Origin of the sequence: Niveibacterium microcysteis (assembly GCF_017161445.1) — a bacterium.
GTDB classification, from domain to species: domain Bacteria; phylum Pseudomonadota; class Gammaproteobacteria; order Burkholderiales; family Rhodocyclaceae; genus Niveibacterium; species Niveibacterium microcysteis.
Genome location: NZ_CP071060.1, coordinates 329,949 through 349,758, shown reverse-complemented (window position 1 = coordinate 349,758; position 19,810 = coordinate 329,949). Strand labels below are relative to the sequence as shown.

The 19,810-nt window shown below is 64.9% G+C and carries 20 protein-coding genes; 8 read left to right on the top strand and 12 right to left on the bottom strand.

Annotated elements, in window-relative coordinates:
- Positions 1-14: 14 nt before the first annotated feature.
- Both JY500_RS01595 and JY500_RS01590 read right to left on the bottom strand, forming a co-directional pair.
- Entirely contained in the window at positions 15-428 is a 414-nt protein-coding gene (locus JY500_RS01595; protein ID WP_206254837.1) for a CoA-binding protein, read from the bottom strand.
- 19 nt (positions 429-447) lie between these two features.
- Positions 448-1,200: a helix-turn-helix domain-containing protein gene (locus JY500_RS01590; protein WP_172201526.1), complete on the bottom strand. Its 753-nt coding sequence runs from the start codon at positions 1,198-1,200 to the stop codon at positions 448-450.
- Between the two features lie 130 nt (positions 1,201-1,330).
- Between JY500_RS01590 and JY500_RS01585 the strand changes: the two genes are divergently transcribed.
- Positions 1,331-2,413, top strand: a complete 1,083-nt coding sequence (locus tag JY500_RS01585; RefSeq protein WP_206254836.1) for a hypothetical protein — start codon at positions 1,331-1,333, stop codon at positions 2,411-2,413.
- Here the strand turns inward: JY500_RS01585 and JY500_RS01580 are convergent.
- From JY500_RS01580 to JY500_RS01560, 5 genes are all read right to left on the bottom strand, one after another.
- Positions 2,398-3,801, bottom strand: a complete 1,404-nt coding sequence (locus JY500_RS01580; protein ID WP_206254835.1) for an exonuclease domain-containing protein — start codon at positions 3,799-3,801, stop codon at positions 2,398-2,400. The two genes, JY500_RS01585 and JY500_RS01580, sit on opposite strands and share 16 nt — an antisense overlap.
- 47 nt (positions 3,802-3,848) lie before the next feature.
- Positions 3,849-4,037 carry a DUF3460 family protein gene (locus tag JY500_RS01575; protein WP_172201532.1) on the bottom strand — a complete coding sequence of 63 codons (189 nt, stop codon included), beginning with the start codon at positions 4,035-4,037 and terminating at the stop codon, positions 3,849-3,851.
- A 50-nt stretch (positions 4,038-4,087) separates the two neighbouring features.
- Positions 4,088-6,331 (bottom strand): RelA/SpoT family protein, encoded by a 2,244-nt coding sequence (locus JY500_RS01570; protein ID WP_172201534.1) that lies wholly within the window; start codon positions 6,329-6,331, stop codon positions 4,088-4,090.
- Between the two features lie 104 nt (positions 6,332-6,435).
- Positions 6,436-7,053, bottom strand: coding sequence for a guanylate kinase (gmk, locus tag JY500_RS01565; protein ID WP_172201536.1), 618 nt, complete (start codon positions 7,051-7,053; stop codon positions 6,436-6,438).
- 3 nt (positions 7,054-7,056) lie between these two features.
- Positions 7,057-7,923, bottom strand: coding sequence for a YicC/YloC family endoribonuclease (locus JY500_RS01560; RefSeq protein WP_206254834.1), 867 nt, complete (start codon positions 7,921-7,923; stop codon positions 7,057-7,059).
- Between the two features lie 113 nt (positions 7,924-8,036).
- Between JY500_RS01560 and JY500_RS01555 the strand changes: the two genes are divergently transcribed.
- The 6 genes from JY500_RS01555 to JY500_RS01530 all read left to right on the top strand — a co-directional run bounded on the left by JY500_RS01555 (position 8,037) and on the right by JY500_RS01530 (position 13,224).
- Positions 8,037-8,996, top strand: a complete 960-nt coding sequence (locus JY500_RS01555; RefSeq protein WP_172201540.1) for a serine/threonine protein kinase — start codon at positions 8,037-8,039, stop codon at positions 8,994-8,996.
- The gene (locus JY500_RS01550; protein WP_172201542.1) at positions 8,993-9,910 is read left to right on the top strand and encodes a PP2C family protein-serine/threonine phosphatase; all 918 of its coding nucleotides are present in this window, start codon (positions 8,993-8,995) and stop codon (positions 9,908-9,910) included. Before JY500_RS01555 ends, JY500_RS01550 begins: the two co-directional genes overlap by 4 nt.
- Positions 9,907-10,632 carry a ribonuclease PH gene (rph, locus tag JY500_RS01545; protein ID WP_206254833.1) on the top strand — a complete coding sequence of 242 codons (726 nt, stop codon included), beginning with the start codon at positions 9,907-9,909 and terminating at the stop codon, positions 10,630-10,632. The genes JY500_RS01550 and rph overlap by 4 nt, the downstream gene beginning before the upstream one ends.
- A gap of 120 nt (positions 10,633-10,752) precedes the next feature.
- Positions 10,753-11,346: an RdgB/HAM1 family non-canonical purine NTP pyrophosphatase gene (gene rdgB, locus JY500_RS01540; protein WP_206254832.1), complete on the top strand. Its 594-nt coding sequence runs from the start codon at positions 10,753-10,755 to the stop codon at positions 11,344-11,346.
- A gap of 152 nt (positions 11,347-11,498) precedes the next feature.
- Entirely contained in the window at positions 11,499-12,722 is a 1,224-nt protein-coding gene (gene hemW, locus JY500_RS01535; RefSeq protein ID WP_206254831.1) for a radical SAM family heme chaperone HemW, read from the top strand.
- Positions 12,723-12,828: 106 nt separating this feature from the next.
- The gene (locus tag JY500_RS01530) at positions 12,829-13,224 is read left to right on the top strand and encodes a hypothetical protein (protein ID WP_172201550.1); all 396 of its coding nucleotides are present in this window, start codon (positions 12,829-12,831) and stop codon (positions 13,222-13,224) included.
- A gap of 21 nt (positions 13,225-13,245) precedes the next feature.
- On the opposite strand, the gene JY500_RS01525 is transcribed toward JY500_RS01530, so the two are convergent.
- Positions 13,246-15,039, bottom strand: coding sequence for a DUF885 domain-containing protein (locus JY500_RS01525; protein WP_206254830.1), 1,794 nt, complete (start codon positions 15,037-15,039; stop codon positions 13,246-13,248).
- A 75-nt stretch (positions 15,040-15,114) separates the two neighbouring features.
- Entirely contained in the window at positions 15,115-15,621 is a 507-nt protein-coding gene (locus JY500_RS01520) for a TlpA family protein disulfide reductase (protein ID WP_172201554.1), read from the bottom strand.
- A gap of 15 nt (positions 15,622-15,636) precedes the next feature.
- On the opposite strand from JY500_RS01520, the gene JY500_RS01515 reads away from it, so the two are divergent.
- The gene (locus JY500_RS01515; RefSeq protein ID WP_206254829.1) at positions 15,637-16,323 is read left to right on the top strand and encodes a DUF4197 domain-containing protein; all 687 of its coding nucleotides are present in this window, start codon (positions 15,637-15,639) and stop codon (positions 16,321-16,323) included.
- Positions 16,324-16,362: 39 nt separating this feature from the next.
- On the opposite strand, the gene hslU is transcribed toward JY500_RS01515, so the two are convergent.
- From hslU to JY500_RS01500, 3 genes are all read right to left on the bottom strand, one after another.
- A complete protein-coding gene (gene hslU / locus JY500_RS01510; RefSeq protein WP_206254828.1) occupies positions 16,363-17,697 on the bottom strand; it encodes an ATP-dependent protease ATPase subunit HslU in 1,335 nt (444 codons plus the stop codon).
- 49 nt (positions 17,698-17,746) lie between these two features.
- A complete protein-coding gene (gene hslV, locus JY500_RS01505; RefSeq protein WP_172201560.1) occupies positions 17,747-18,286 on the bottom strand; it encodes an ATP-dependent protease subunit HslV in 540 nt (179 codons plus the stop codon).
- A gap of 91 nt (positions 18,287-18,377) precedes the next feature.
- Positions 18,378-19,568 (bottom strand): STAS domain-containing protein, encoded by a 1,191-nt coding sequence (locus tag JY500_RS01500; RefSeq protein WP_206254827.1) that lies wholly within the window; start codon positions 19,566-19,568, stop codon positions 18,378-18,380.
- Positions 19,569-19,810: the final 242 nt, after the last annotated feature.

Here is a 19,810-nt window from a genome sequence, read left to right as displayed (position 1 = left end):
CCAGCGCGGCTCGATCATTCCGTCAGCTGCCGCCAGCGGCGATAGATGCAGTCGTCCATCACCACCGTGGCGCCCGCATCGCGTGCACGCTGAGCAGCCGCCTCGTCGACAACATGGTCCTGCATCCAGATGAAGGGAATGCCGAGCGCTACTGCCTCGTCCACCATCGGGCCGACGCGCTCCGCGTTGATGTAGAAGTCCGCCAGATCGATCTTCTCTGGCACGTCGGAGAGGCGTTTGTAGACCTTCTCGCCGAAGATCTCCGCCGCCGCCGGATGGATCGGGATCACCCGATAGCCTTGCTGCTTAAGGAAGGCGCCGATGTAGTGACTGGGCCGCTCGGGCTTGGGCGATGCGCCGACGATCGCGATCGTCTTCACCTCGCCCAGCGCCGCGCGCAACGCGCTGGTGTCCGGATTCTTGAACATCCCATGCTCCACAGATGTTTCAGCGCGCCTTGCGCTGCGGGGTGGTGCGAATGAAGGGCCGGATCGCCGCAACCTGCCACGGTCGGCACGCCAGTAGCAGGCTCACCGGCTGGCGCTCGCTCTGCGGCAGCGTGCCCTCGTCCCAATGCAGCTCCGCAAACTCACGCGCGAGCTTTTTCAGTCGTTCGGCCAGCGCATGACGCGCACCGGGCGTAAGGCGCCCGTTGAGCAGAAACATCGCCTCGCCGGCGCCAGCGAAGTCGCTCGCGAAGAAGTCCGCCACGTTGTCCTTGAAGGCTTCCATGATCGGCCCGTTCGGCGTCCACGAGAAGGTGCGGGCCACACGCAAACGTATCCGGTTGTTAGGCATCAGCTCGATGAAGCCGATGCGATCGAGCCGCGCGAGCAGGCCGATCAACTCGGCGCGCTCGAATTCGTAGAGCGCAAGCATGTCCTCGAAACCGAGCAGATTGAGTGCGGACAAGGCCGCGAGGAAGAGCTTGGGCTCGCTGACGATCTCGCGCTCCTGCGCGACGGTCAGCCGAGATACCAGCCGTGCCTCGCGATCGAAGCCGCCGGTCAGCTCGGCAAAGTCGATGCCGACCGCATCGCACACGGTATCGAGTCGCGCCAAGGTGAAGTTGCGTTGCGCAAACCAGCGCTTGACGCTGGCCTCTGACTGCCCGACGCGACGGGCCAACTCGGCGTAGGTGATACCGCGCGCCTTGAGTGCGGCTTTCAGCAGATCAACGACTTCCACAGCTTGGGTCATGGTGGCTGGCCAGTAGTGCGTATCAGGAAATGATACCGGCGGCGGCGCGTACCTCGACAGCGAATCCGCCACGCGAGCATCCGGTGCGTGCAGGCACAATGGCGCCATCGCTCCGCCCCAAAGGCCAGACATGACGCTCCGCATTCAACGCGCCGACCTCGATGCCGCCAGCCAGGCCGGTCTGTTGCCCGCCGATTCGGCCGACGCACTGTGGCAGTTCCTTGCCGCCCGCCGCGCCGGCGACCCGGACGCACCGCGTTTCGACTTTACCCATGTGCTGTACTACCTCGGTGGCCTGCTCGCGATCGGCGCGATGTCGCTGTTCATGACTCTGGGTTGGGAGCAGTTCGGCGGCTGGGGCATCTTCTTCATCGCGCTGCTGTATGCAGGCGTTGCATGGAAGCTGGCGGAACGCTTCGAGCGTATGGGGCTGGCCGTGCCCAGCGGCATCATGGCCGCGCTGATCGTGGTGCTGGTGCCGCTGGCGGTGTGGGGCCTGCAGAACGCCTTCGGGCTGTGGGCCGAAGCTGAACACATCAAGGGCTACCGCGATTACCACGTGTACATCGACTGGCGCTGGATCACGCTGGAATTCGCCACGCTGGTCGCCGGCACGCTGATGCTCTACCGCTGGCGCACGCCCTTCCTGGTCATGCCGATCGCGGTGACGCTGTGGTACATGAGCATGGACCTCGCCGTCTTCATCCTCGCCGCGGACGACAACTACCACTGGAGCGAAGCCTCATGGACCTTCCGCAAGTGGTTCTCGCTCGCCTTCGGCCTGATCATGCTGCTGGTGGCCTTCTGGATCGAGCTGCGCAGCCGTTCGCGCAAGGATTACCCGTTCTGGCTCTATCTGTTCGGCCTGATGGCCTTCTGGGGCGGGCTCAGCTCACTCGGCTCCGGCTTGTTGTCCGGCAAGCTGATCTACCTCGCGATCAACCTGCTGCTGATCGGCGTTGGCGCGCTACTTGTGCGGCGGACTTTCGTGGTGTTCGGGGCGCTGGGCGTCGCGATGGTGCTGGGCGATCTGTCGCACCACTACTTCCGCGACAGCTGGCTGTTCCCGCTCACGCTCACGGCGATCGGGCTCGGCATCGTGTTTGCCGGCGTTGCGTGGCGCAAGCATGAAGCGCGGCTGACCGAACAGCTACGTGCGCTGCTGCCGGGCGAGCTGCGCACGCTGATCGAATCGCGTCAGACCACGCGCTGAGGCAGTGCGCGCACCGCGCTGGCGTGACCCGGCTGCATCAGCCAGCGCTGCAGCAGCCGCGCGATATCGAGATCGAAGCGGCGCGGCGGCGGCTCGCTGAGCAGGGTGGCGAGCGCCGCCTCGTCGCGCGCGCTGCCAAGATGGCACCACTGGTCGAACACATGCGTCGCTGCGCGGCCACTTTCCTCATGCAGCTCCGCGATCGCCACCGGGCCTGGCCACGGCCACGCGCGCGGCGCGAGTGATGCCAATGCACGCAACAGGCGCGCATCGTGGATCTCCGGCCGCTCGGCATCCACGCAGACACCGTCGCAGCGCTTCAGGCCGTACGCCTGGCAGGCGCCGCGGCCGTTCTCCAACCCCAGGCGCTGCGGACACAGGCGGTGCAGCAACGCAAGTTCGCGCAGCGTGTTGTCCGCCTCGCGCTGGCCGCGGAAGCTGCCAAAGACCTCGCGCCACGCAAGCGGATCGCTGCCATGCAGTTCGATCTCTTCGAGCACCGGTGGGCGGCGCCGGTTCGGAATGAAGCTCCAGCCAAGCGAGCGGGTCGGGTATTTCTCGGGCACATGGCGGCGCAGCAGTGCCAGCTCACGCAACTGCGAATCCAGATCGCCCGCAGTGAACTCGGTTTCCACCCGCCGCACCTGGTTGCCCAGCTTCACGCTCTTGGCGTCGCCCCTGCCGGTGAACAAGCCCAGCACCTTCGAACGCAGATGGTTGGAGCGCCCGCACTGCAGCAACTGCCCGCCGGCACCGAACAGCAGATAGACGCCCGGTGCCTCGGGCAATGCTTCGAGATCGCCCTCCGGCAGCTTGGGCACGGCGGCCCCTTCGCTACCAGCACGGCGCAGGGCCAGCAGCAGCCGGTCATGATCGAAGCTCGCCGCGGCATCCTGCATCAGGCGCCAAACAAGGTCGGCATCGGTCATCGCACGATGGCGGTTCTCCACCGCGTAGCCGTGGCGTTCGATGATCGCGTCCAGACCGTGTCGCGCGTGCTCCGGGTACAGCGCCCGCGACAGCTTCACGGTGCACAGCACCGGCGGGTCGAATGCAATCTGGCGCGCTGCGAATGCTGCGCGAAGGAAGTTGTAGTCAAAACGCGCGTTGTGCGCGACGAACACCGCGCCGGCCAGGCGCTGCGCGATTTCGTCGGCCAGCGCACGAAAGTTCGGCGCGCCGGCGACCATCTCGTTGGTGATGCCGGTGAATTCCTGGATCCGGTACGGAATCGGCATTTCCGGGTCGACCAGGCTGGACCAGCGATCGACCACCTCACCGCCCTCCACCCGCACGATCGCGACTTCGGTGATGCGGTCCCGATGCGGATCGGCGCCGGTGGTTTCTAGATCGACAATCGCAAGCGGACGTTCAAAGAGCGGATTCATGGGGACCGGAAAAGCGAAAAGCCTCTCGGACGAGAGGCTTCGGGAATTCAGACTTCGCTCTGATAGGGATAGGGCTTTTGCGCGACCTTGGCTTCCGCGTTGCGGCGCGAGGTTTCCAGATCCTGCGGCTTGTCCCACCACAGGGCGCGGCCTTTGCGTTGCTCTTCGGCTTCCTGCGGATGCTTTTCCATCCACTCGCGCATGAATTTGGTGTGCTCGGATTCGTACATCGCCATGGTGATTCCTCCTCAGCCCGCAATTCTAGCAGGCTGAGCCACCCGGCAGTTCAGCCCGGGCGGGCTTCCGAGGCCTTCAGCCGCGCGATGCGGACCACTTCCGGGATGCGGCGCACCGCACGCATCAGCCGCGCAAGGTGCAGGCGATCGCTCACCTGCAGCGTGAAGTAGATCTGGTGATGCGACGCACCCTCGCCATCCATGCTCACATGCTGGATGTTCGAGTGCTCCTCGGCAATCGCGGCGGCGATCTTGGCCAGCACGCCACGGCGGTTTTCGGTGATCACACGGATCTGCACATCGAACAGGCGCTCGGTTTCGGATTCCCACTCGACGTCGACCCAACGCTCGCGGTCAGCGCGGTTGCGCGACAGATTGGGGCAGTCGTTCAAATGCACTTCCATGCCCTGGCCCTTGCGCAGCAGGCCGACGATCGGGTCGCCGGGAATCGGCCGGCAGCAGCGTGCGAGCTGCACCGCCATGCCTTCGCTGCCGCGGATCAGGATCGCCCCGGCCGGGCGCGGCCGGATAGGCTGCCCTTCAACGCCCTCGACGCCGACCGACTCGACCACCGTCGCAAGCCGCTTCGCCACCACCGCCGGCAAACGCTTGCCGAGCCCGATATCGGTGTAGATGTCGTTCTTCTCGCGCGCACCAGCGTCGCGCAGGAAGCGGTCCCATACCAACTTGTTCAGCGCCGCCGGCGTCAGCCCGTGGGCACGCAGGGCCTGCGCCAGCAAACGCTCGCCCAGCGCGACGGACTCTTCCTGCTGGGCGGTCTTGAGGAAATGGCGGATCTGCGCGCGCGCCTTGCCCGAACGCACATACGACAGCCACGCCGGGTTCGGGCTGGCATGCGACGCGGTCACCACCTCCACCTGATCGCCGTTCTTCAGCTCGGTGCGCAGCGGCATCAAATCGCCGTTGATGCGACAGGCCACGCAACGGTTACCGATATCGGTATGTACCGCGTAGGCGAAATCGACCACCGTCGCACCGCGCGGCAGATTGAAGATCTTGCCCTTGGGGCTGAACACGAAGACCTCGCCCGGGAAGAGGTCAATCTTCACGTGTTCAAGGAATTCGGTTGAGTCGCCCGATGTGGATTGCAACTCGATCAGCGACTGCAGCCAGTTGTGCGTGCGCTGCTGGATGTCCGACAGCGGGCCTTCGGACTCCTTGTAGAGCCAATGCGAGGCCACGCCGCTGTCCGCCACCTGGTTCATCTCGCGTGTGCGGATCTGCACCTCGACCGGCGTGCCGTAAGGGCCGAACAGCGTGGTGTGCAGCGACTGGTAGCCGTTCGCCTTCGGGATCGCGATGTAGTCCTTGAACTTGCCCGGCACCGGCTTGTACAGCTCGTGCAATGCGCCAAGCGTGAGGTAGCAGGTCGGGATGTCCTTCACGACGATGCGGAAACCGTAGATGTCGAGCACTTGCGAGAAGGTCAGGTGCTTGTCGACCATCTTGCGATAGATGCCATACACATGCTTCTCACGGCCCCACACTTCGGCATCGATCTGCCAGGTCGGCAGACGTTCCTGGATCGCGCCGAGCAGCTTGCCGACGATCTCGCGGCGATTGCCGCGCGCCGCGCGCACCGCCTTCGACAGCACGCGATAACGCATCGGATGCAGGTAGCGGAACGACAGCTCCTGCAGCTCGCGGTAGAGATTGTTGAGCCCCAACCGGTTGGCGATCGGCGCGTAAAGCTCAAGCGTTTCGCGCGCCACACGGCGCTGCTTTTCCGGCCGCACCGCATCGAGCGTGCGCATGTTGTGCAGCCGGTCCGCGAGCTTGATCAGGATCACCCGCACGTCGCGCGCCATCGCGAGGAACATCTTGCGGAAGTTCTCCGCCTGCGCCTCCTCGTGGGTACGCGCCTCGATCTTGTCGAGCTTCGACACGCCGTCGACCAGCTCGGCGGAGACCTTGCCGAAAGCATCCGCGATCGCCTGCTTGGTGATCTCGGTGTCTTCCATCACGTCGTGCAGCAGCGCCGCGATCAGCGCCTGCGCGTCAAGATGCCATTCGGTAAGGATCTCGGCGACCGCGACCGGGTGCGAGACATAGGGCTCGCCGCTGCTGCGGAACTGCCCGAGGTGAGCTTCGGCGGAGAATCGCGCGGCCCGCTCAAGCCGCTCACGGTCATCTTCCTTCAGATACTCCGCGACCCGTCGTCGCAGGGTCGAGAGGTCGACGCCCTCAAGCGGATCAATCTCGCCGCCGTGCGGCGCGGCGGCGGCGTTGGCAAGCGTCGTCGGGGTCGGCATCTGTGGCGCGGCGGCTTCCATGCTCACCCCCGGCACCATCGGCGTGCATGCACACGACCCGCCTCGCCCTGCGCGGCCGGTCGACTGCGATGCATGCCATCAGATTCCATGCGCTCTTCCCCGATTCAGTGTTCAGCCCGCAGGAAGGAGAACGCGTCGGCATGACGCGCCTTCTGCACGTTGAGGCGCACGCGGCAGGCGCGGACAACCGCCGCCAGATCCGCCTGAGCCTCGGCTAAGTCATTGTTGATAATACAGTAATGAAATTCGTCCACATGCTCCATCTCGCCCAGCGCGGCATCGAGACGGCGGGCGATCACTTCATCGGCATCAGAGTTACGACCACGCAGACGGCGTTCGAGTTCGTCCATCGACGGCGGCAGGATGAAGATCCCGACCGCCTGCGGGAAGGCCAGCCGAACCTGGCGTGCGCCCTGCCAATCGATTTCGAGCAGGATGTCCATGCCGGTCGCCATCTGCTGCTCGATCCAGGCGCGCGACGTGCCATAGAGATTGCCATGCACCTCGGCCGACTCGAGAAAGCCGCCAACCGCGCGCAGCGCTTCAAAGCTCGCACGATCGGTGAAGTGGTAGTGCTGGCCGTCGACTTCGCCCGGGCGCGGTGCGCGCGTGGTGTGAGAGACCGACAGGCGGATGCCGCGATCACGTTCGAGCAGGCCGCGTACCAGGGTGGTCTTGCCCGCGCCGGATGGGGCGGAAACGATATAGAGCTGTCCGGGCATGGCTTACTCGATGTTCTGAACCTGTTCGCGCATCTGCTCGATCAGCAGCTTCATTTCCAGCGCAATGCTGGACAGCGCGCCTGATACCGCCTTCGAAGCCATCGTATTGGCCTCGCGATTGAGTTCCTGCATCAGGAAGTCGAGCCGCTTGCCGGCCTGACCACCGACCTTGAGCACGCGTTCGACCTCGTCGCAATGCGTGCGCAGGCGGGAAAACTCCTCGACCACGTCGGCACGCTGCGCGAACAGGCTCACTTCCTGGCGGATGCGGTCCTCGTCCAGCGTTGCGACGGCGTCGCGCAACCGGGTGGTGAGCTTTTCCTGATACTCGGCCACCGCGGCCGGCAGGATCGGCTCAGCTTTGGCAACGAGCCCACGGATCGCCTGCACGCGTTCGAGGATCATCGCGGCGAGCTTTTCACCCTCGCGGGCCCTCGATGCCACCAGGTCATCCAGCGCCAGCTTCACCAACTCGCCGGCGGTCGCCAGCAGGCTCTCGAAGTCCGGCCCGGTCTCGCCCAGCATGCCCGGCCAGCGCAACAGCTCGCCGACCGACAGCGGCGCGGCGTCGGTGAAGCGGTCCCGCAGTTGCGCCTGCGCGGCGCTCAGCTGATCGACTAGGGTCTGGTTGAGCGACAACTCGGCCGGCAGCGCAGCGTTGGCCTGCCAGTAGAGCCGGCACTCGACCTTGCCGCGCGACAGCCGCGCCGTGATCGCCTCGCGCAGGGCGGGTTCGGCCAGGCGCAGCTCTTCGGCCATGCGAAAGCCCAGATCAAGGAAGCGCGAATTGACGCTTTTGAGCTCAAGATTGAGGCGCGCGCGACCGCTTTCACGGGCGCAGACCGCATAACCGGTCATGGAATGAATCATCGGAAGCTTCCGCTGTGGCGGCCGTGAAATGACAAATTCACGCGGCCGAATTGCAGGGGTGGGACAAAAAGCTGAAAATCAAGGCCCTTTCGCCGAATGATACGTGCGCCCCGATGCCCGCTCAAGCAAACTGCCCGTTGCCATCCGGCTTTCAGCTGGAGCAGTACCGCATCGAGCAGCAGCTCAGCCTCGGTGGTTTTTCGATCGTTTATCTGGCGACCGACCCGGACGACATGCCGGTGGTCATCAAGGAATACCTGCCGAACTCGCTGGCACTGCGCAAGGACGGCGAGATCGAGCCGCGCGTACCGGACGAGCATCAGGCCGCCTTCCGCTACGGCATGAAGTGCTTTTTCGAGGAAGGTCGTGCGCTGGCGAGCCTGAATCACCCCAACCTCGTCCGCGTGTTGAACTTCTTCCGGGCCAACAGCACCGTCTACATGGTGATGGCCTTCGAACGCGGCCGCACGCTGCAGGACTTCATCAACAAGAACAAGGGCGACATCCGCGAGAAGTTCATCCGCGGCGTGTTCACCCGGCTGCTCAACGGCCTGCGCGAAGTGCACGCGAACAAACTGCTGCACCTCGATATCAAGCCGTCGAACATCTACCTACGCAACGACGGCACGCCGGTGCTGCTCGATTTCGGCGCGGCACGGCAAACGCTGTTCAATGACGCGCCGATGCTCAAGCCGATGTACACGCCCGGCTATTGCGCGCCGGAACAGTTCCGCGACCGCGAGCACCTTGGGCCGTGGAGCGATATCTACTCGGTCGGCGCCAGCATGTACGCCTGCCTTTCCGGTGCGCCGCCGCAGCGCTCGGACGAACGCATCAAGAAAGACCAGCTTGAACCGGCGCGCAAGCGTTGGTCGCAGCAGTACTCCGCCCAACTCCTGGACACGATCGACTGGTGTCTCAAACTCGATCCGCTGGAGCGCCCGCAAAGCGTGTATGCGCTGCAAAAGGCGCTCGCACGACGGGTTCGTCAGCCGCATCCTGGTGATGTGGTGGCCGCAACCTGGATCGGCACTCTCGGCACCCGACTTCGGTCTTTTATCTCGCGCTCATGAAATTCACCATCTATCAGGAAAGCCGGCCCGGCAAGCGCCGCTCCAACCAGGACCGCATTGCCTACTGCTACTCGCGCGATGCGCTGCTGATGGTCGTCGCCGACGGCATGGGCGGCCATCTGCATGGCGAGATCGCCGCGCAGATCGCCGTGCAGTACATCACCGAGAGCTTCCAGCGCGAGGCGCGCGGGCAGCTGCAGGACGAGATGCTCTTCCTCTCGCGCGCGCTGACCAACGCCCATCACGCGATCCTCGACTACGCCTTCGACAAGAACCTACCCGATCCGCCGCGCACGACCATCGTCGCCTGCGTGGTGCAGAACAGCCTCGCGCACTGGGCGCACGCGGGTGACTCGCGGCTCTACCTGCTGCGCGACGGCCGCGTCGCCTTCCACACGCGCGACCACTCGCGCGTGCAGGTGATGGTCGAGCAAGGCCTGATCAAGGAAGGCGAGCAGGCCACGCACCCGTTCCGCAACCGCATCTTCAGTTGCCTGGGTGGCACGCACTCGCCACAGATCGAGTTCTCGCGCCGCACGCCGCTGTATGCTGGCGACACGCTGCTGCTGTGCTCCGACGGCGTGTGGGGCCCGGTCGGCGCGGAAGAGGCGATTGCCGAGGTCGATACCCGCAACATCCTCGAATCATTGCCGAAGCTGATGAACCGCGCCGAAGTGCTGGCCGGCCCGACGGCCGACAATCTGTCGATCGTCGGCATGACCTGGCACGACGATTTCGCCGAATCGCCGCCGACGACGATCTCGACAATGACGATGCCGATGGACAGCTTCACCACCAAGATGGAAGGCTTTGCCGCCGGCCAGGCCGCCCCCGCCAACAGCGAACTGAGCGACGACGACATCGAGCGCGCGATCGCAGAAATCAACTCCGCGATCAGGAAGTACACCAAATGACCAGTACCCGTCCGAGCGGCCGTTCGGCCAACGCCCTGCGCGATGTGCGCATCACCCGAGGCTTCACGCGCCACGCCGAAGGCTCGGTGCTGGTCGAATTCGGCGACACGCGGGTGCTGTGCACCGCCAGCGTCGAGGAATCCGTACCGCCCTTCCTGCGCGGCAAGGGTGAAGGCTGGGTTACGGCGGAATACGGCATGCTGCCGCGCTCCACGCATACCCGCAGCGCCCGCGAAGCGGCCAAGGGCAAGCAAAGTGGCCGCACGCAGGAGATCCAGCGCCTGATCGGTCGCAGCCTGCGCGCGGTGGTCGACCTCAAGGCACTCGGCGAACGCCAGATCACGCTGGATTGCGATGTGCTGCAAGCCGATGGCGGCACCCGCACTGCCGCCATCACCGGTGCCTGCGTGGCGCTGCATGAGGCGCTGGACAAGCTCGTCGCCGCTGGCAAGTTGCCCGCCAACCCGATGCGCGAGCGCGTCGCGGCAGTGTCGGTCGGCATCGTCGATGGCCAGCCTGTGCTGGATCTCGACTACGCGGAAGACTCGAACTGCGACACCGACATGAATGTCGTGATGACCGCATCGGGTGGCATTGTCGAAGTGCAGGGTACCGCCGAGGGCGCCCCTTTCTCGCGCGCCGAGCTCGACGCGCTGCTGGCGCTCGCGGAACGCGGCATCGGCGAGCTGGTCGAAGCACAAGGGCGCGCGCTGGCCGCCTGATCCTGCTGTCCCGGTCCGTGCCAGGGCGGCGCCCCTGGCTCGGCGCCGCGCCCCAGGCACGGTGCCCGAACGGGCAACCGCGCCAGCATCCCAATCAATGCTTTTCGTGAGCCTTCCACGATGAAACAACTTGTCCTCGCCTCGAACAACGCCGGCAAGCTGCGGGAGTTTTCCGCGCTGCTCGCGCCGCTCGGTATCGAAGTGCTGCCGCAATCGCACTTCAACGTGCCGGAGGCCGAGGAGCCGCATTGCACCTTCGTCGAGAACGCGCTCGAGAAGGCCCGCCACGCAGCGCGCCACACCGGCTTGCCCGCGCTGGCGGACGATTCCGGGTTGTGTGTGTCGGCACTCGGCGGCGCGCCCGGCGTGCAGTCTGCGCGCTTTGCCGGCGAGCCCAAGTCGGACGCACGCAACAACGCGCTGCTGCTCGAGAAACTTGCTGGCGTTGCCGATCGCCGTGCGCACTATGTGTGCGTGCTGGTACTGGTGCACAGCGCAGATGACCCGCAACCGCTGATCGCAGACGGCGAATGGCATGGCGAGATCATCGACACGCCTCGCGGTGAGCGGGGCTTCGGCTACGACCCGCTGTTCCTGCTGCCGGATCTTGGGCAGACCGCCGCGGAACTCGATCCGGCGCTGAAGAACACGCTCTCGCACCGCGGCGCGGCCTGTCGTCACCTGCTCGATCGCCTCAAGCGCAGCGCCGACTAAGGAAGGTCTGAATAGGTGAGCGAGACGGATGCAACGCAAGGCGCGGCGCGCGCAGCGACCGAGACATATCAAGTGGATAGGCGCGGGAGCAAGCCCGCCGCAACGCCGCGATGCGCCGTCGCAGTCATTGATTCAGACCTTCCGGGAACGGCATGTCGCAACGCCGGATAATCCCGCTCGTCGTCCGTCCGCCAGCGATCACCCGCGCGCAGTTGGCCGCACCGCCACCGCTGTCGCTATATGTCCATTTCCCCTGGTGCGTGCAGAAGTGCCCTTACTGTGACTTCAACTCGCATGCGGTGCGCGACGGCATACCCGAACAGGCTTACCTCGACGCGCTGATCGCCGACCTTGAGGCCTCGCTGCCGCAGGTATGGGGTCGCCGCGTGCAGTCCATCTTCATTGGCGGCGGCACGCCGAGCCTGATTTCCGCCGCAGGGCTCGAACGCCTGCTGGGCGACATTCGCATGCGCCTGCCGCTTGCAGGCGATTGCGAGATCACGCTTGAAGCCAACCCGGGCACCGTCGAGGCCGGCCATTTCGCGGACTTCCGCAGTGCCGGCGTAACCCGGCTCTCGCTCGGCATCCAGAGCTTCGATGACGCCTTCCTCACGCGCATCGGCCGTATCCACGGCGGCACCGAAGCGCGCCGGGCGGCTGAGCTGGCCGCCAAGCATTTCGACACCTTCAATCTCGATCTGATGTATGCGCTGCCCGGGCAGTCGCTCGCGCAGGCGCTCGCCGACGTCGACACCGCCCTGAGTTTCAAGCCGCCGCACCTCTCCTGCTATCACCTGACGATGGAGCCGAACACTGCCTTCGGCGCCAACCCGCCGGCCGACCTGCCAGACGACGATACCGGCGCCGACATGCAAGAGGCGATCGAGGCCAGGCTTGCACAGGCCGGCTACCAGCACTACGAAACGTCGGCCTTCGCGCAACCGGGTCACCGCTGCCGCCACAACTTGAATTACTGGGGATTTGGCGACTATCTGGGCATCGGCGCTGGCGCGCACGGAAAGCTGTCGTCACACACGGGCATCGTGCGCGAGATGCGGCACAAGCATCCAAACGCCTATCTCGACGGTGTCGCGAAGGGCTCGGCAGTGCAGGAGCGGCGAGAAGTCGGCACCGAAGACCTGCCGTTCGAATTCATGATGAATGCACTGCGCCTGACCGATGGCGTACCAGCAGCGCTGTTTGCGGAGCGAACCGGCCTGCCGCTGGCGGCCATCGAGGCCACGCTGGTGCAGGCGCGCCGCGACGGCCTGCTGGAACCGGACGGCGAACGCCTGCGCCCGAGCGCCAAGGGCCAGCGCTTCCTGAACAGCTTGCTCGAACGCTTTCTGCCGGAGATCAACACTTCGGCGGAATGATTGCGGCCCGTGCAGCTTGCCACCGACAGCTGTCACGCAAGCTCGTTAGCATCGCGTCTTTGCCCTCTGGCCAGATCGGCAACCGAGCCGGTCGGCGCCCTAAAACGTGCGCATCTTCCTGATTCTGTTCACACTGTCCGCGATCGCGATCGTGGGGCTCTTTTCGCTGGTTCATGGCGACCCGCGCCCGCAACTAGAAGCGACCTACTGGCGGGCCAAGCCCGATGTATCGCGCTTGCCCGATCCGCGCGACGTAATCCCGATCGAACCGGCTCAGCCCGAGGGCGCCGGCATCCACAAGTGCGTCAAGCGCGGCAAGATCAGCTACACGGACCAACCCTGCCCGGCCGACCACGACCAGCGCGCGCTCGATCCGGAGCGCAGCAAGATCGTGACGCTTCCGGCACAGAAGCCAGCGGCGCCCGCTGGCGCACCGGCCGCCCGCCCGGCCCCGGGCGGGATCGACATCGCCGACGACGGCAGCATCCGCCGAACCCACTGACGGCCACTGCGCGGCGACCGATCAGATTGCCGCCTGGCTGTCGATCCAGCGCCGGATCTTTGTTTCAAGTACCGGCAGCGGCAGTGCGCCGTCGACCAGCACCTCGCGATGGAAGGCACGCAGATCGAAGCGCGCACCAAGGCGTTGCTCGGCCTCGTGGCGCAGTGCGAGGATACGCAGCTGGCCCAGCTTGTAGCCCAGCGCCTGCCCCGGGTCGGCCATGTAGCGTTCGACTTCGATCACTGCGTCGCCATCCGACATCAACTGGCTCTGCTGCATGTAGGCGATCGCACGCTCGCGTGACCAACCCATCGCATGCAGCCCGGTATCCACCACCAGGCGTGAGGCGCGCAGCATTTCGTCGTTGAGTTTGCCGAACCACTGGTAGGGGTCGGAAAACAGGCCCAGCGAAGGCCCCAGCGTCTCCGCATAGACCGCCCAGCCCTCGACGTAGGCGTTGTCGTTGGCGAAGCGGCGGAAGCGCGGCAGACCACCCAACTCCTGCGCAATCGACATCTGGAAGTGGTGCCCGGGCGCAGCCTCATGCAGCGACAGCGTCTCCATGCCCCAAATCGGAATCGCGCGCAGGTCGTGCGTATTCACATAGAAGATGCCAGCGCGGCTGCCGTCCTCTGACGGCATTTGATAGAACGCGCCGGGTGACGCATTGGCGCGGAAGGCTTCGACGGCGCGCACCTCATAGTCCGCATTCGGGCGTTGCGAGAAGAGCTCTGGCAGATGCGGATCGACACGCCGCTTGATCTCCCGAAAACCTTCCAACAGCGCTTCGGGCGTGCTGTGATAGCTGCGCGGATCGCTCGCAAGGTGGTGGAAGAAGGCCGCCAAATCGCCCTTGAAACCGACCTTGATGCGCACCCGCTCCATCTCGCCACGAATACGCGCAACCTCGCTGAGCCCGATCGCATGGATCTTCTCAGCCGGCAAACTCAAACCGGTATTGGCAAGAATCCGCTCGCGATACCACGCCTGCCCATCGGGCAGCGCGGACCAGCCGTCCGTCGTACGGCAGGCAGGCAAGTATTCGCGGGCAAAGAACGTTGCCAGCTTGCGGTAGGCGGGGAGCAACTTTTCGCTGATCAGGGCCTCGTAGGCCGCCTCCAGCCGCGCGCGTTCCGCCGAGGGAAGGTCGGCCGGCAAGCGCGCGATCGCGCCGCGGAAAACGCTTTGCTGAGGATCGGACACCGCAAGCGCGTCGAGCTGAGGTTGCACCTTCAGCGCAGCACGGCGTGGCAGCGTGACGCCGCGCGCGATGCCTTCGCGCATATTGGCGATCGCACTGTCGACCCAGGCAGGAAACTCCGCGGCGCGCGCCAGCCATGCCTCATGCTGCGCCACCGTCGCCAGAGGCTGCTGCCCGGCCCCTGAGCCCAGCACAGCAAGATCCACCGCAATGCTGTTGAGCTGCGTGATCGGCATCAGGTGCTCGGGGAACCGAACCGCGGCGATCGTCTTTTCGCGTTCGTCGATGAATACGTCGAGCGTCAGTTGATCCGCCGCTGAGAGCCGGTCGCGCGGCAGGGCGCGCGCAGCGGCCAGCGAACGCTGCTGCAGCGCCGCGAAACGGGCACGCTCGGCCAGGCTGGCCGGATTGCCAAGCCGGTCGTCGTAGCGGGAATCGCCGATCGCGGTGGCCAACAAAGGCGCGAGCTCGAGCGTTTGCTCAAAATGGGATTCGACCAGGGCATGCAGGGTGGCTGCGGGGTCGGTCTGCTGCAGGGCCGTCAGGGGCGCTGGTTCCACGCTGTGGGCAGGGTTCAAGGCAAGCAACAGAGCAAGCCCGAGTCCGCCCGCCATGCGGGTTATCGTCAATTCAGTTGGCATGGGGGTCGAGAATACCCCAGTGCGCCTGCGCGACGATTCGTAGATGCGTCAGGCTGGGTCGGTAAGCAGACGTTCGATGCGCGCGTGCAACGCGTCCCAGCCGGGCTCGCCGAGATACTGCACGACGATTCGCCCCTTGCGATCGATCAGATAGCTGGTCGGGGTGAGGCGCACGTCGCCAAAGGCCTTTGCCGCGTCGCCATTCCGGTCGATCGCTACCGTTACCGGCAGACCAGTGCGTCGGGTGTAATCCTTGACCCAGTCCGGGTTGTCGTACTGCATCGCTACCGCAACCATTTCATAGCCGCGCGGTGCGTACTTGCGCCAGGTATCGACCATGCGCGGCATTTCCTTCACGCAGGTGGTGCAGGTGGTTGCCCAGAAGTTCACCAGCACCACTTTGCCCTTCAAGTCAGCCATGCGCAGCGGCTGGCCATCGAGGCGTGTCACGGCCACGTCGGGCACCGGGCGCTCGCGACCGAACGCAAACCAGCCGCCGAGCGCGAGCAGGGCAAACAAGGCGACGATGCTAAGCTGCTTGGAGATTCGATTCATTGTTTGGAGTTCGCGATGCTGGCCAGACGCACGATTGTCACTGCATTGACCGCCCTTGTCACCGCAGGTTCAGCCCTCGCCGGCGGGCTCGACATGTTCAGCGACAAGGATGCCAGCGCAGGCCTGCGTCAGGCGCTCACACAGGGCGCCGCGGCGGCTGTGAGCCAGCTTGGCCGCAAGGATGGCTTCTACGGCAATCCGAAGTTGCAGATTCCATTGCCGGAAGGCCTGCGTCGCGCCGAGAGCGTGATGCGTCTGGCTGGCAAGGGCGGCGAAGTGGATGCGCTGCACGCCGCGATCAACCACGCGGCGGAAGATGCCGTGTCGCAGGCGCTACCCTTGCTGACAAGCGCGGTGAAACAAATGACCGTATCCGACGCGAAGGCGATCATCACCGGTGGTGACGACTCGGTGACCCGCTACTTCCGCAGCAAGACAGCCGAACCACTGACCGCGCGTTTCACGCCCACGGTGAAGCAGGCAACAGCGAAGATCGGCCTCGCCCAGCAGTACAACGCGCTGGCCGGCACGGCTGCCGGCTTTGGCCTCGTCAAGGCCGAGGATGCCGATATCGACCGCTACGTGACGCGCAAGGCGCTCGACGGGCTTTACACCGCGATCGGCGAAGAGGAACGGGCGATCCGCCAGAACCCCGCCAGCGCAGCCGGAGCGCTGGCGAAGAAGATATTCGGCGCACTCTGAACGCGCGCCGGGCGGCGGCCCGCCCGGCAGCGCCACCGCTCAGAGCACGTAGCGGGAGAGGTCCTCGTTGCCAGCCAGGGTTTCGAGCCGGCCATCGACATAGCTGGCATCGATCCGCAAACTTTCGGTTCCGGGCTTGCCCGCGTCAAAACTGATCTCTTCGAGCAGTTTCTCCATCACGGTGTAGAGCCGGCGGGCGCCGATGTTCTCGGTCTTCTCATTCACCAGGAAGGCGATTTCGGCGAGCCGACGGATACCATCCTCGGCGAAGTCCAGCGCAACCCCCTCGGTCGCAAGCAGCGCCTGGTACTGGCGCGTCAGGCAGGCGTCAGTGGCCGTCAGGATGCGAACGAAATCTTCAACGGAGAGCGAGTCCAGCTCAACGCGGATCGGGAAACGCCCCTGAAGTTCGGGGATCAGGTCCGACGGTTTGGCCAGATGGAACGCACCGCTTGCGATGAAGAGGATGTGATCGGTCTTGATCATGCCGTACTTGGTCGTGACCGTCGTGCCTTCGACCAGCGGCAACAGGTCACGCTGAACGCCCTGGCGCGAAACGTCGGCCCCGCCGACTTCCGAGCGCGATGCGATCTTGTCGATCTCGTCAAGGAACACGATGCCGTTCTGCTCAACGTTCTTCACGGCGTCGAGCTTCACTTCCTCGTCGTTCACCATGCGCGCGGCTTCCTCGTCCGCGAGCAGCTTCAGCGCTTCGCGGATCTTCAGCTTGCGCAGCTTCTTTTGCTGGTTACCCAGGTTCTGGAACATGCCCTGCAGTTGCTGCGTCAGCTCTTCCATGCCGGGCGGCGCGAAGATCTCGGCGGTAGCGCCTTGCACGCTCGCTTCGATCTCGATTTCCTTGTCGTCCAGTTCGCCTTCGCGCAGCTTCTTACGGAATTTCTGGCGGGTCGCGCTGTCCTCCGGCGTCGCCACCTCCGTCGCGAAACCGACCGGGCGCGCGGGTGGCAACAGCACATCCAGCACGCGGTCTTCCGCCGCGTCCTCAGCGCGCGCGCGCACCCGGCGCATGGCCACTTCGCGCGCATCCTTGACGGCAATCTCCACCAAGTCACGGATGATCGTATCGACGTCACGGCCGACGTAGCCGACCTCGGTGAACTTGGTTGCCTCGACTTTCACGAAGGGCGCGTTCGACAGCCGCGCCAGACGGCGCGCGATCTCGGTCTTGCCGACACCGGTCGGGCCGATCATCAGGATGTTCTTCGGCGTGATTTCCTGGCGCAGGGACTCATCCACCTGTGCGCGGCGCCAACGGTTGCGCAAGGCAATCGCGACCGAGCGCTTTGCGCGGTGCTGGCCAACGATGTGTTTGTCGAGTTCGGAGACGATCTCCGGCGGGGTCATCTGGGTCATGCTTAGCCCTTCAGAAGTCGGCGACGAGAAAGCGCACAGCGGCGCCGGCTCACCACTCCAGGGTTTCGATCGTATGGTGCTGGTTGGTGTAGATGCAGAGGTCGCCGGCAATCTTGAGCGACTTTGCGACCACCTCGTCGGCCGGCAGTTCGGTGTTCTCGAACAGTGCGCGCGCAGCGGACTCGGCGTACGCGCCACCCGAACCGATCGCTCCGAGGCCCTGTTCAGGCTCCAGCACGTCGCCGTTGCCGGTGATCACCAGCGTGTGTTCCTTGTCGGCGACAAGCAGCATGGCCTCGAGTCGGCGCAGCATGCGGTCGGTCCGCCAATCCTTGGCGAGCTCAACTGCGCTGCGCATCAGGTGGCCCTGGTGCTTTTCCAGTTTCGCTTCGAAGCGTTCGAAGAGGGTGAAGGCATCGGCCGTGCCACCTGCGAAACCCGCAAGGACCTTGCCGTGGAAAAGGCGGCGCACTTTGCGTGCCGTGCCTTTGATGACGATATTGCCGAGGGTGACCTGCCCGTCGCCGCCCAGTGCAACCTGGTTTGCGCGACGTACCGACAGGATCGTGGTGCCGTGATATTGCTCCATGGCTCTTCCGGTAGCAGCCGGAGACCCCGGCCCGTTTTACCAGTGTGGGGGCGGCGGAGCGAAACGCAAGGACCGAAAAAGGCCCTGCCAATCAGATGCGGCGCAACTCCATCGTTGCCACCTGATGCACGCCCATCACGCGCAGCAGCGCGGCAACCATGGCGTTGAGCCCGCGAAAGACGCACAGCTTGCCTTGGGCCTGGAACTGAACCAGCACATTGAACAGGTTGCCGGCGGTAACAAAGTCCATGCGCTTGAGCCGACTCGCATCAACCTCGACCGTCGTGCGGTCCGCGCCATATCTCGCGAGCTTGCGAATCGCGTCGGCCTGGGCCGAGGTCAGTTCGCCTTCCATGACGAAGCTGGCGGATTCCTCCTCGATCGGCACCAGCTCGAGGCTGGGGATGCTCGCAGTCGGGGACTCCTTGGCCTTGGCAACAGCGTCTGCAGGCGGCGCTTCGTAAGAGGGCGGCGACTCCTCAAAGGTGATCGCGTAGTCGAGGGCCACTTCCTCAAAGCGGTCTGCTTCGGCAAGCGCCTGCAGCAGCTCCAGCACCATCAGCCAGATCGCCTGGCCCTCGCGACGCCCCTGCACCGCGTGACCTTCAATCATCGGCAGCATGTTGCGCGCGTTCAACAGCGTGACGCTGACACGTGCGCGGCGCAAATTTTGCAGACCATGCACCAGCACTTCACAGCCCGCTTCGTCCGCCCCGCGCAGTTTGCCCAGGTCGATTCGCAGCTTGCCGGCCTTGGTCGCGATCTTTGAAATCTGCTCGAATTGCGGGCCGACCGCGGCACCCAGCGTACCGGTCAGGCTGACCGAGGGCGTGGCGTCGCGCGAACTGGGCTTGGGCGCTTTGGCGGCATCATCCGCATCGCTCCAGATCGGCGGCGAGCGGCCGAACTGTTCGGCGTAAGCCACACCGCGCTGATCGAACGCTTCGCGCCGGCCAGTCAGGCGGTACAGATCGAACAGCATGTTCCAGAGCGTCTCGTTGCTGCTGCCGCCTTCATCCAGCGCGGCTTCGAGCACCATTGCGGCGGCTTCGTCATTCGCATTGGCAAACAGAATGGCGGCCTCTTCAACGGCCGGGTGGTCGGCGTCAGACAACTCGTCGACATGAATCTTCCCCGCGGCGAGCGCAAGTGCGCGCGCATCGCCCTGAGTGAAGTCGAGGGTCGAGGTACTTGGATCGCCTTTACCGCTGCGTGCGCCGGACTTGTTACCGGACGCAGGCTCCTGCGGTTGTGGCCCTTTGCGGAAGAACGGAATCGCCAAGATAGTCTGCTCTGAGATGACGAGGGTGCCCCACCTGAAACCCTCGCACGGCCGCATAGGATAGGCAGCAAATGCCCGCCCTGCAAATGAGGTTACCCTACAAATTACGACTGACGCCGAGCTTTCATGAGTTGCAGTAGCTGCCAACGCCGTGACCGAAGTCACCATTCTGGTCGATTTGCCCCGCCGGCCTTGCGCGCGTTAGCGTTCTAACTCCTGTTACAAGTTTGGCGGCAGATAGC

What these genes read in the sequence shown, in the direction of transcription:
- JY500_RS01595 (WP_206254837.1), bottom strand. Translation starts at nt 428, where the DNA reads ATGTTCAAGAATCCGGACACCAGCGCGTTGCGCGCGGCGCTGGGCGAG.
- JY500_RS01590 (WP_172201526.1), bottom strand. Translation starts at nt 1,200, where the DNA reads ATGACCCAAGCTGTGGAAGTCGTTGATCTGCTGAAAGCCGCACTCAAG.
- JY500_RS01585 (WP_206254836.1), top strand. Translation starts at nt 1,331, where the DNA reads ATGACGCTCCGCATTCAACGCGCCGACCTCGATGCCGCCAGCCAGGCC.
- JY500_RS01580 (WP_206254835.1), bottom strand. Translation starts at nt 3,801, where the DNA reads ATGAATCCGCTCTTTGAACGTCCGCTTGCGATTGTCGATCTAGAAACC.
- JY500_RS01575 (WP_172201532.1), bottom strand. Translation starts at nt 4,037, where the DNA reads ATGGCGATGTACGAATCCGAGCACACCAAATTCATGCGCGAGTGGATG.
- JY500_RS01570 (WP_172201534.1), bottom strand. Translation starts at nt 6,331, where the DNA reads ATGGAAGCCGCCGCGCCACAGATGCCGACCCCGACGACGCTTGCCAAC.
- gmk (WP_172201536.1), bottom strand. Translation starts at nt 7,053, where the DNA reads ATGCCCGGACAGCTCTATATCGTTTCCGCCCCATCCGGCGCGGGCAAG.
- JY500_RS01560 (WP_206254834.1), bottom strand. Translation starts at nt 7,923, where the DNA reads ATGATTCATTCCATGACCGGTTATGCGGTCTGCGCCCGTGAAAGCGGT.
- JY500_RS01555 (WP_172201540.1), top strand. Translation starts at nt 8,037, where the DNA reads ATGCCCGCTCAAGCAAACTGCCCGTTGCCATCCGGCTTTCAGCTGGAG.
- JY500_RS01550 (WP_172201542.1), top strand. Translation starts at nt 8,993, where the DNA reads ATGAAATTCACCATCTATCAGGAAAGCCGGCCCGGCAAGCGCCGCTCC.
- rph (WP_206254833.1), top strand. Translation starts at nt 9,907, where the DNA reads ATGACCAGTACCCGTCCGAGCGGCCGTTCGGCCAACGCCCTGCGCGAT.
- rdgB (WP_206254832.1), top strand. Translation starts at nt 10,753, where the DNA reads ATGAAACAACTTGTCCTCGCCTCGAACAACGCCGGCAAGCTGCGGGAG.
- hemW (WP_206254831.1), top strand. Translation starts at nt 11,499, where the DNA reads ATGTCGCAACGCCGGATAATCCCGCTCGTCGTCCGTCCGCCAGCGATC.
- JY500_RS01525 (WP_206254830.1), bottom strand. Translation starts at nt 15,039, where the DNA reads ATGGCGGGCGGACTCGGGCTTGCTCTGTTGCTTGCCTTGAACCCTGCC.
- JY500_RS01520 (WP_172201554.1), bottom strand. Translation starts at nt 15,621, where the DNA reads ATGAATCGAATCTCCAAGCAGCTTAGCATCGTCGCCTTGTTTGCCCTG.
- JY500_RS01515 (WP_206254829.1), top strand. Translation starts at nt 15,637, where the DNA reads ATGCTGGCCAGACGCACGATTGTCACTGCATTGACCGCCCTTGTCACC.
- hslU (WP_206254828.1), bottom strand. Translation starts at nt 17,697, where the DNA reads ATGACCCAGATGACCCCGCCGGAGATCGTCTCCGAACTCGACAAACAC.
- hslV (WP_172201560.1), bottom strand. Translation starts at nt 18,286, where the DNA reads ATGGAGCAATATCACGGCACCACGATCCTGTCGGTACGTCGCGCAAAC.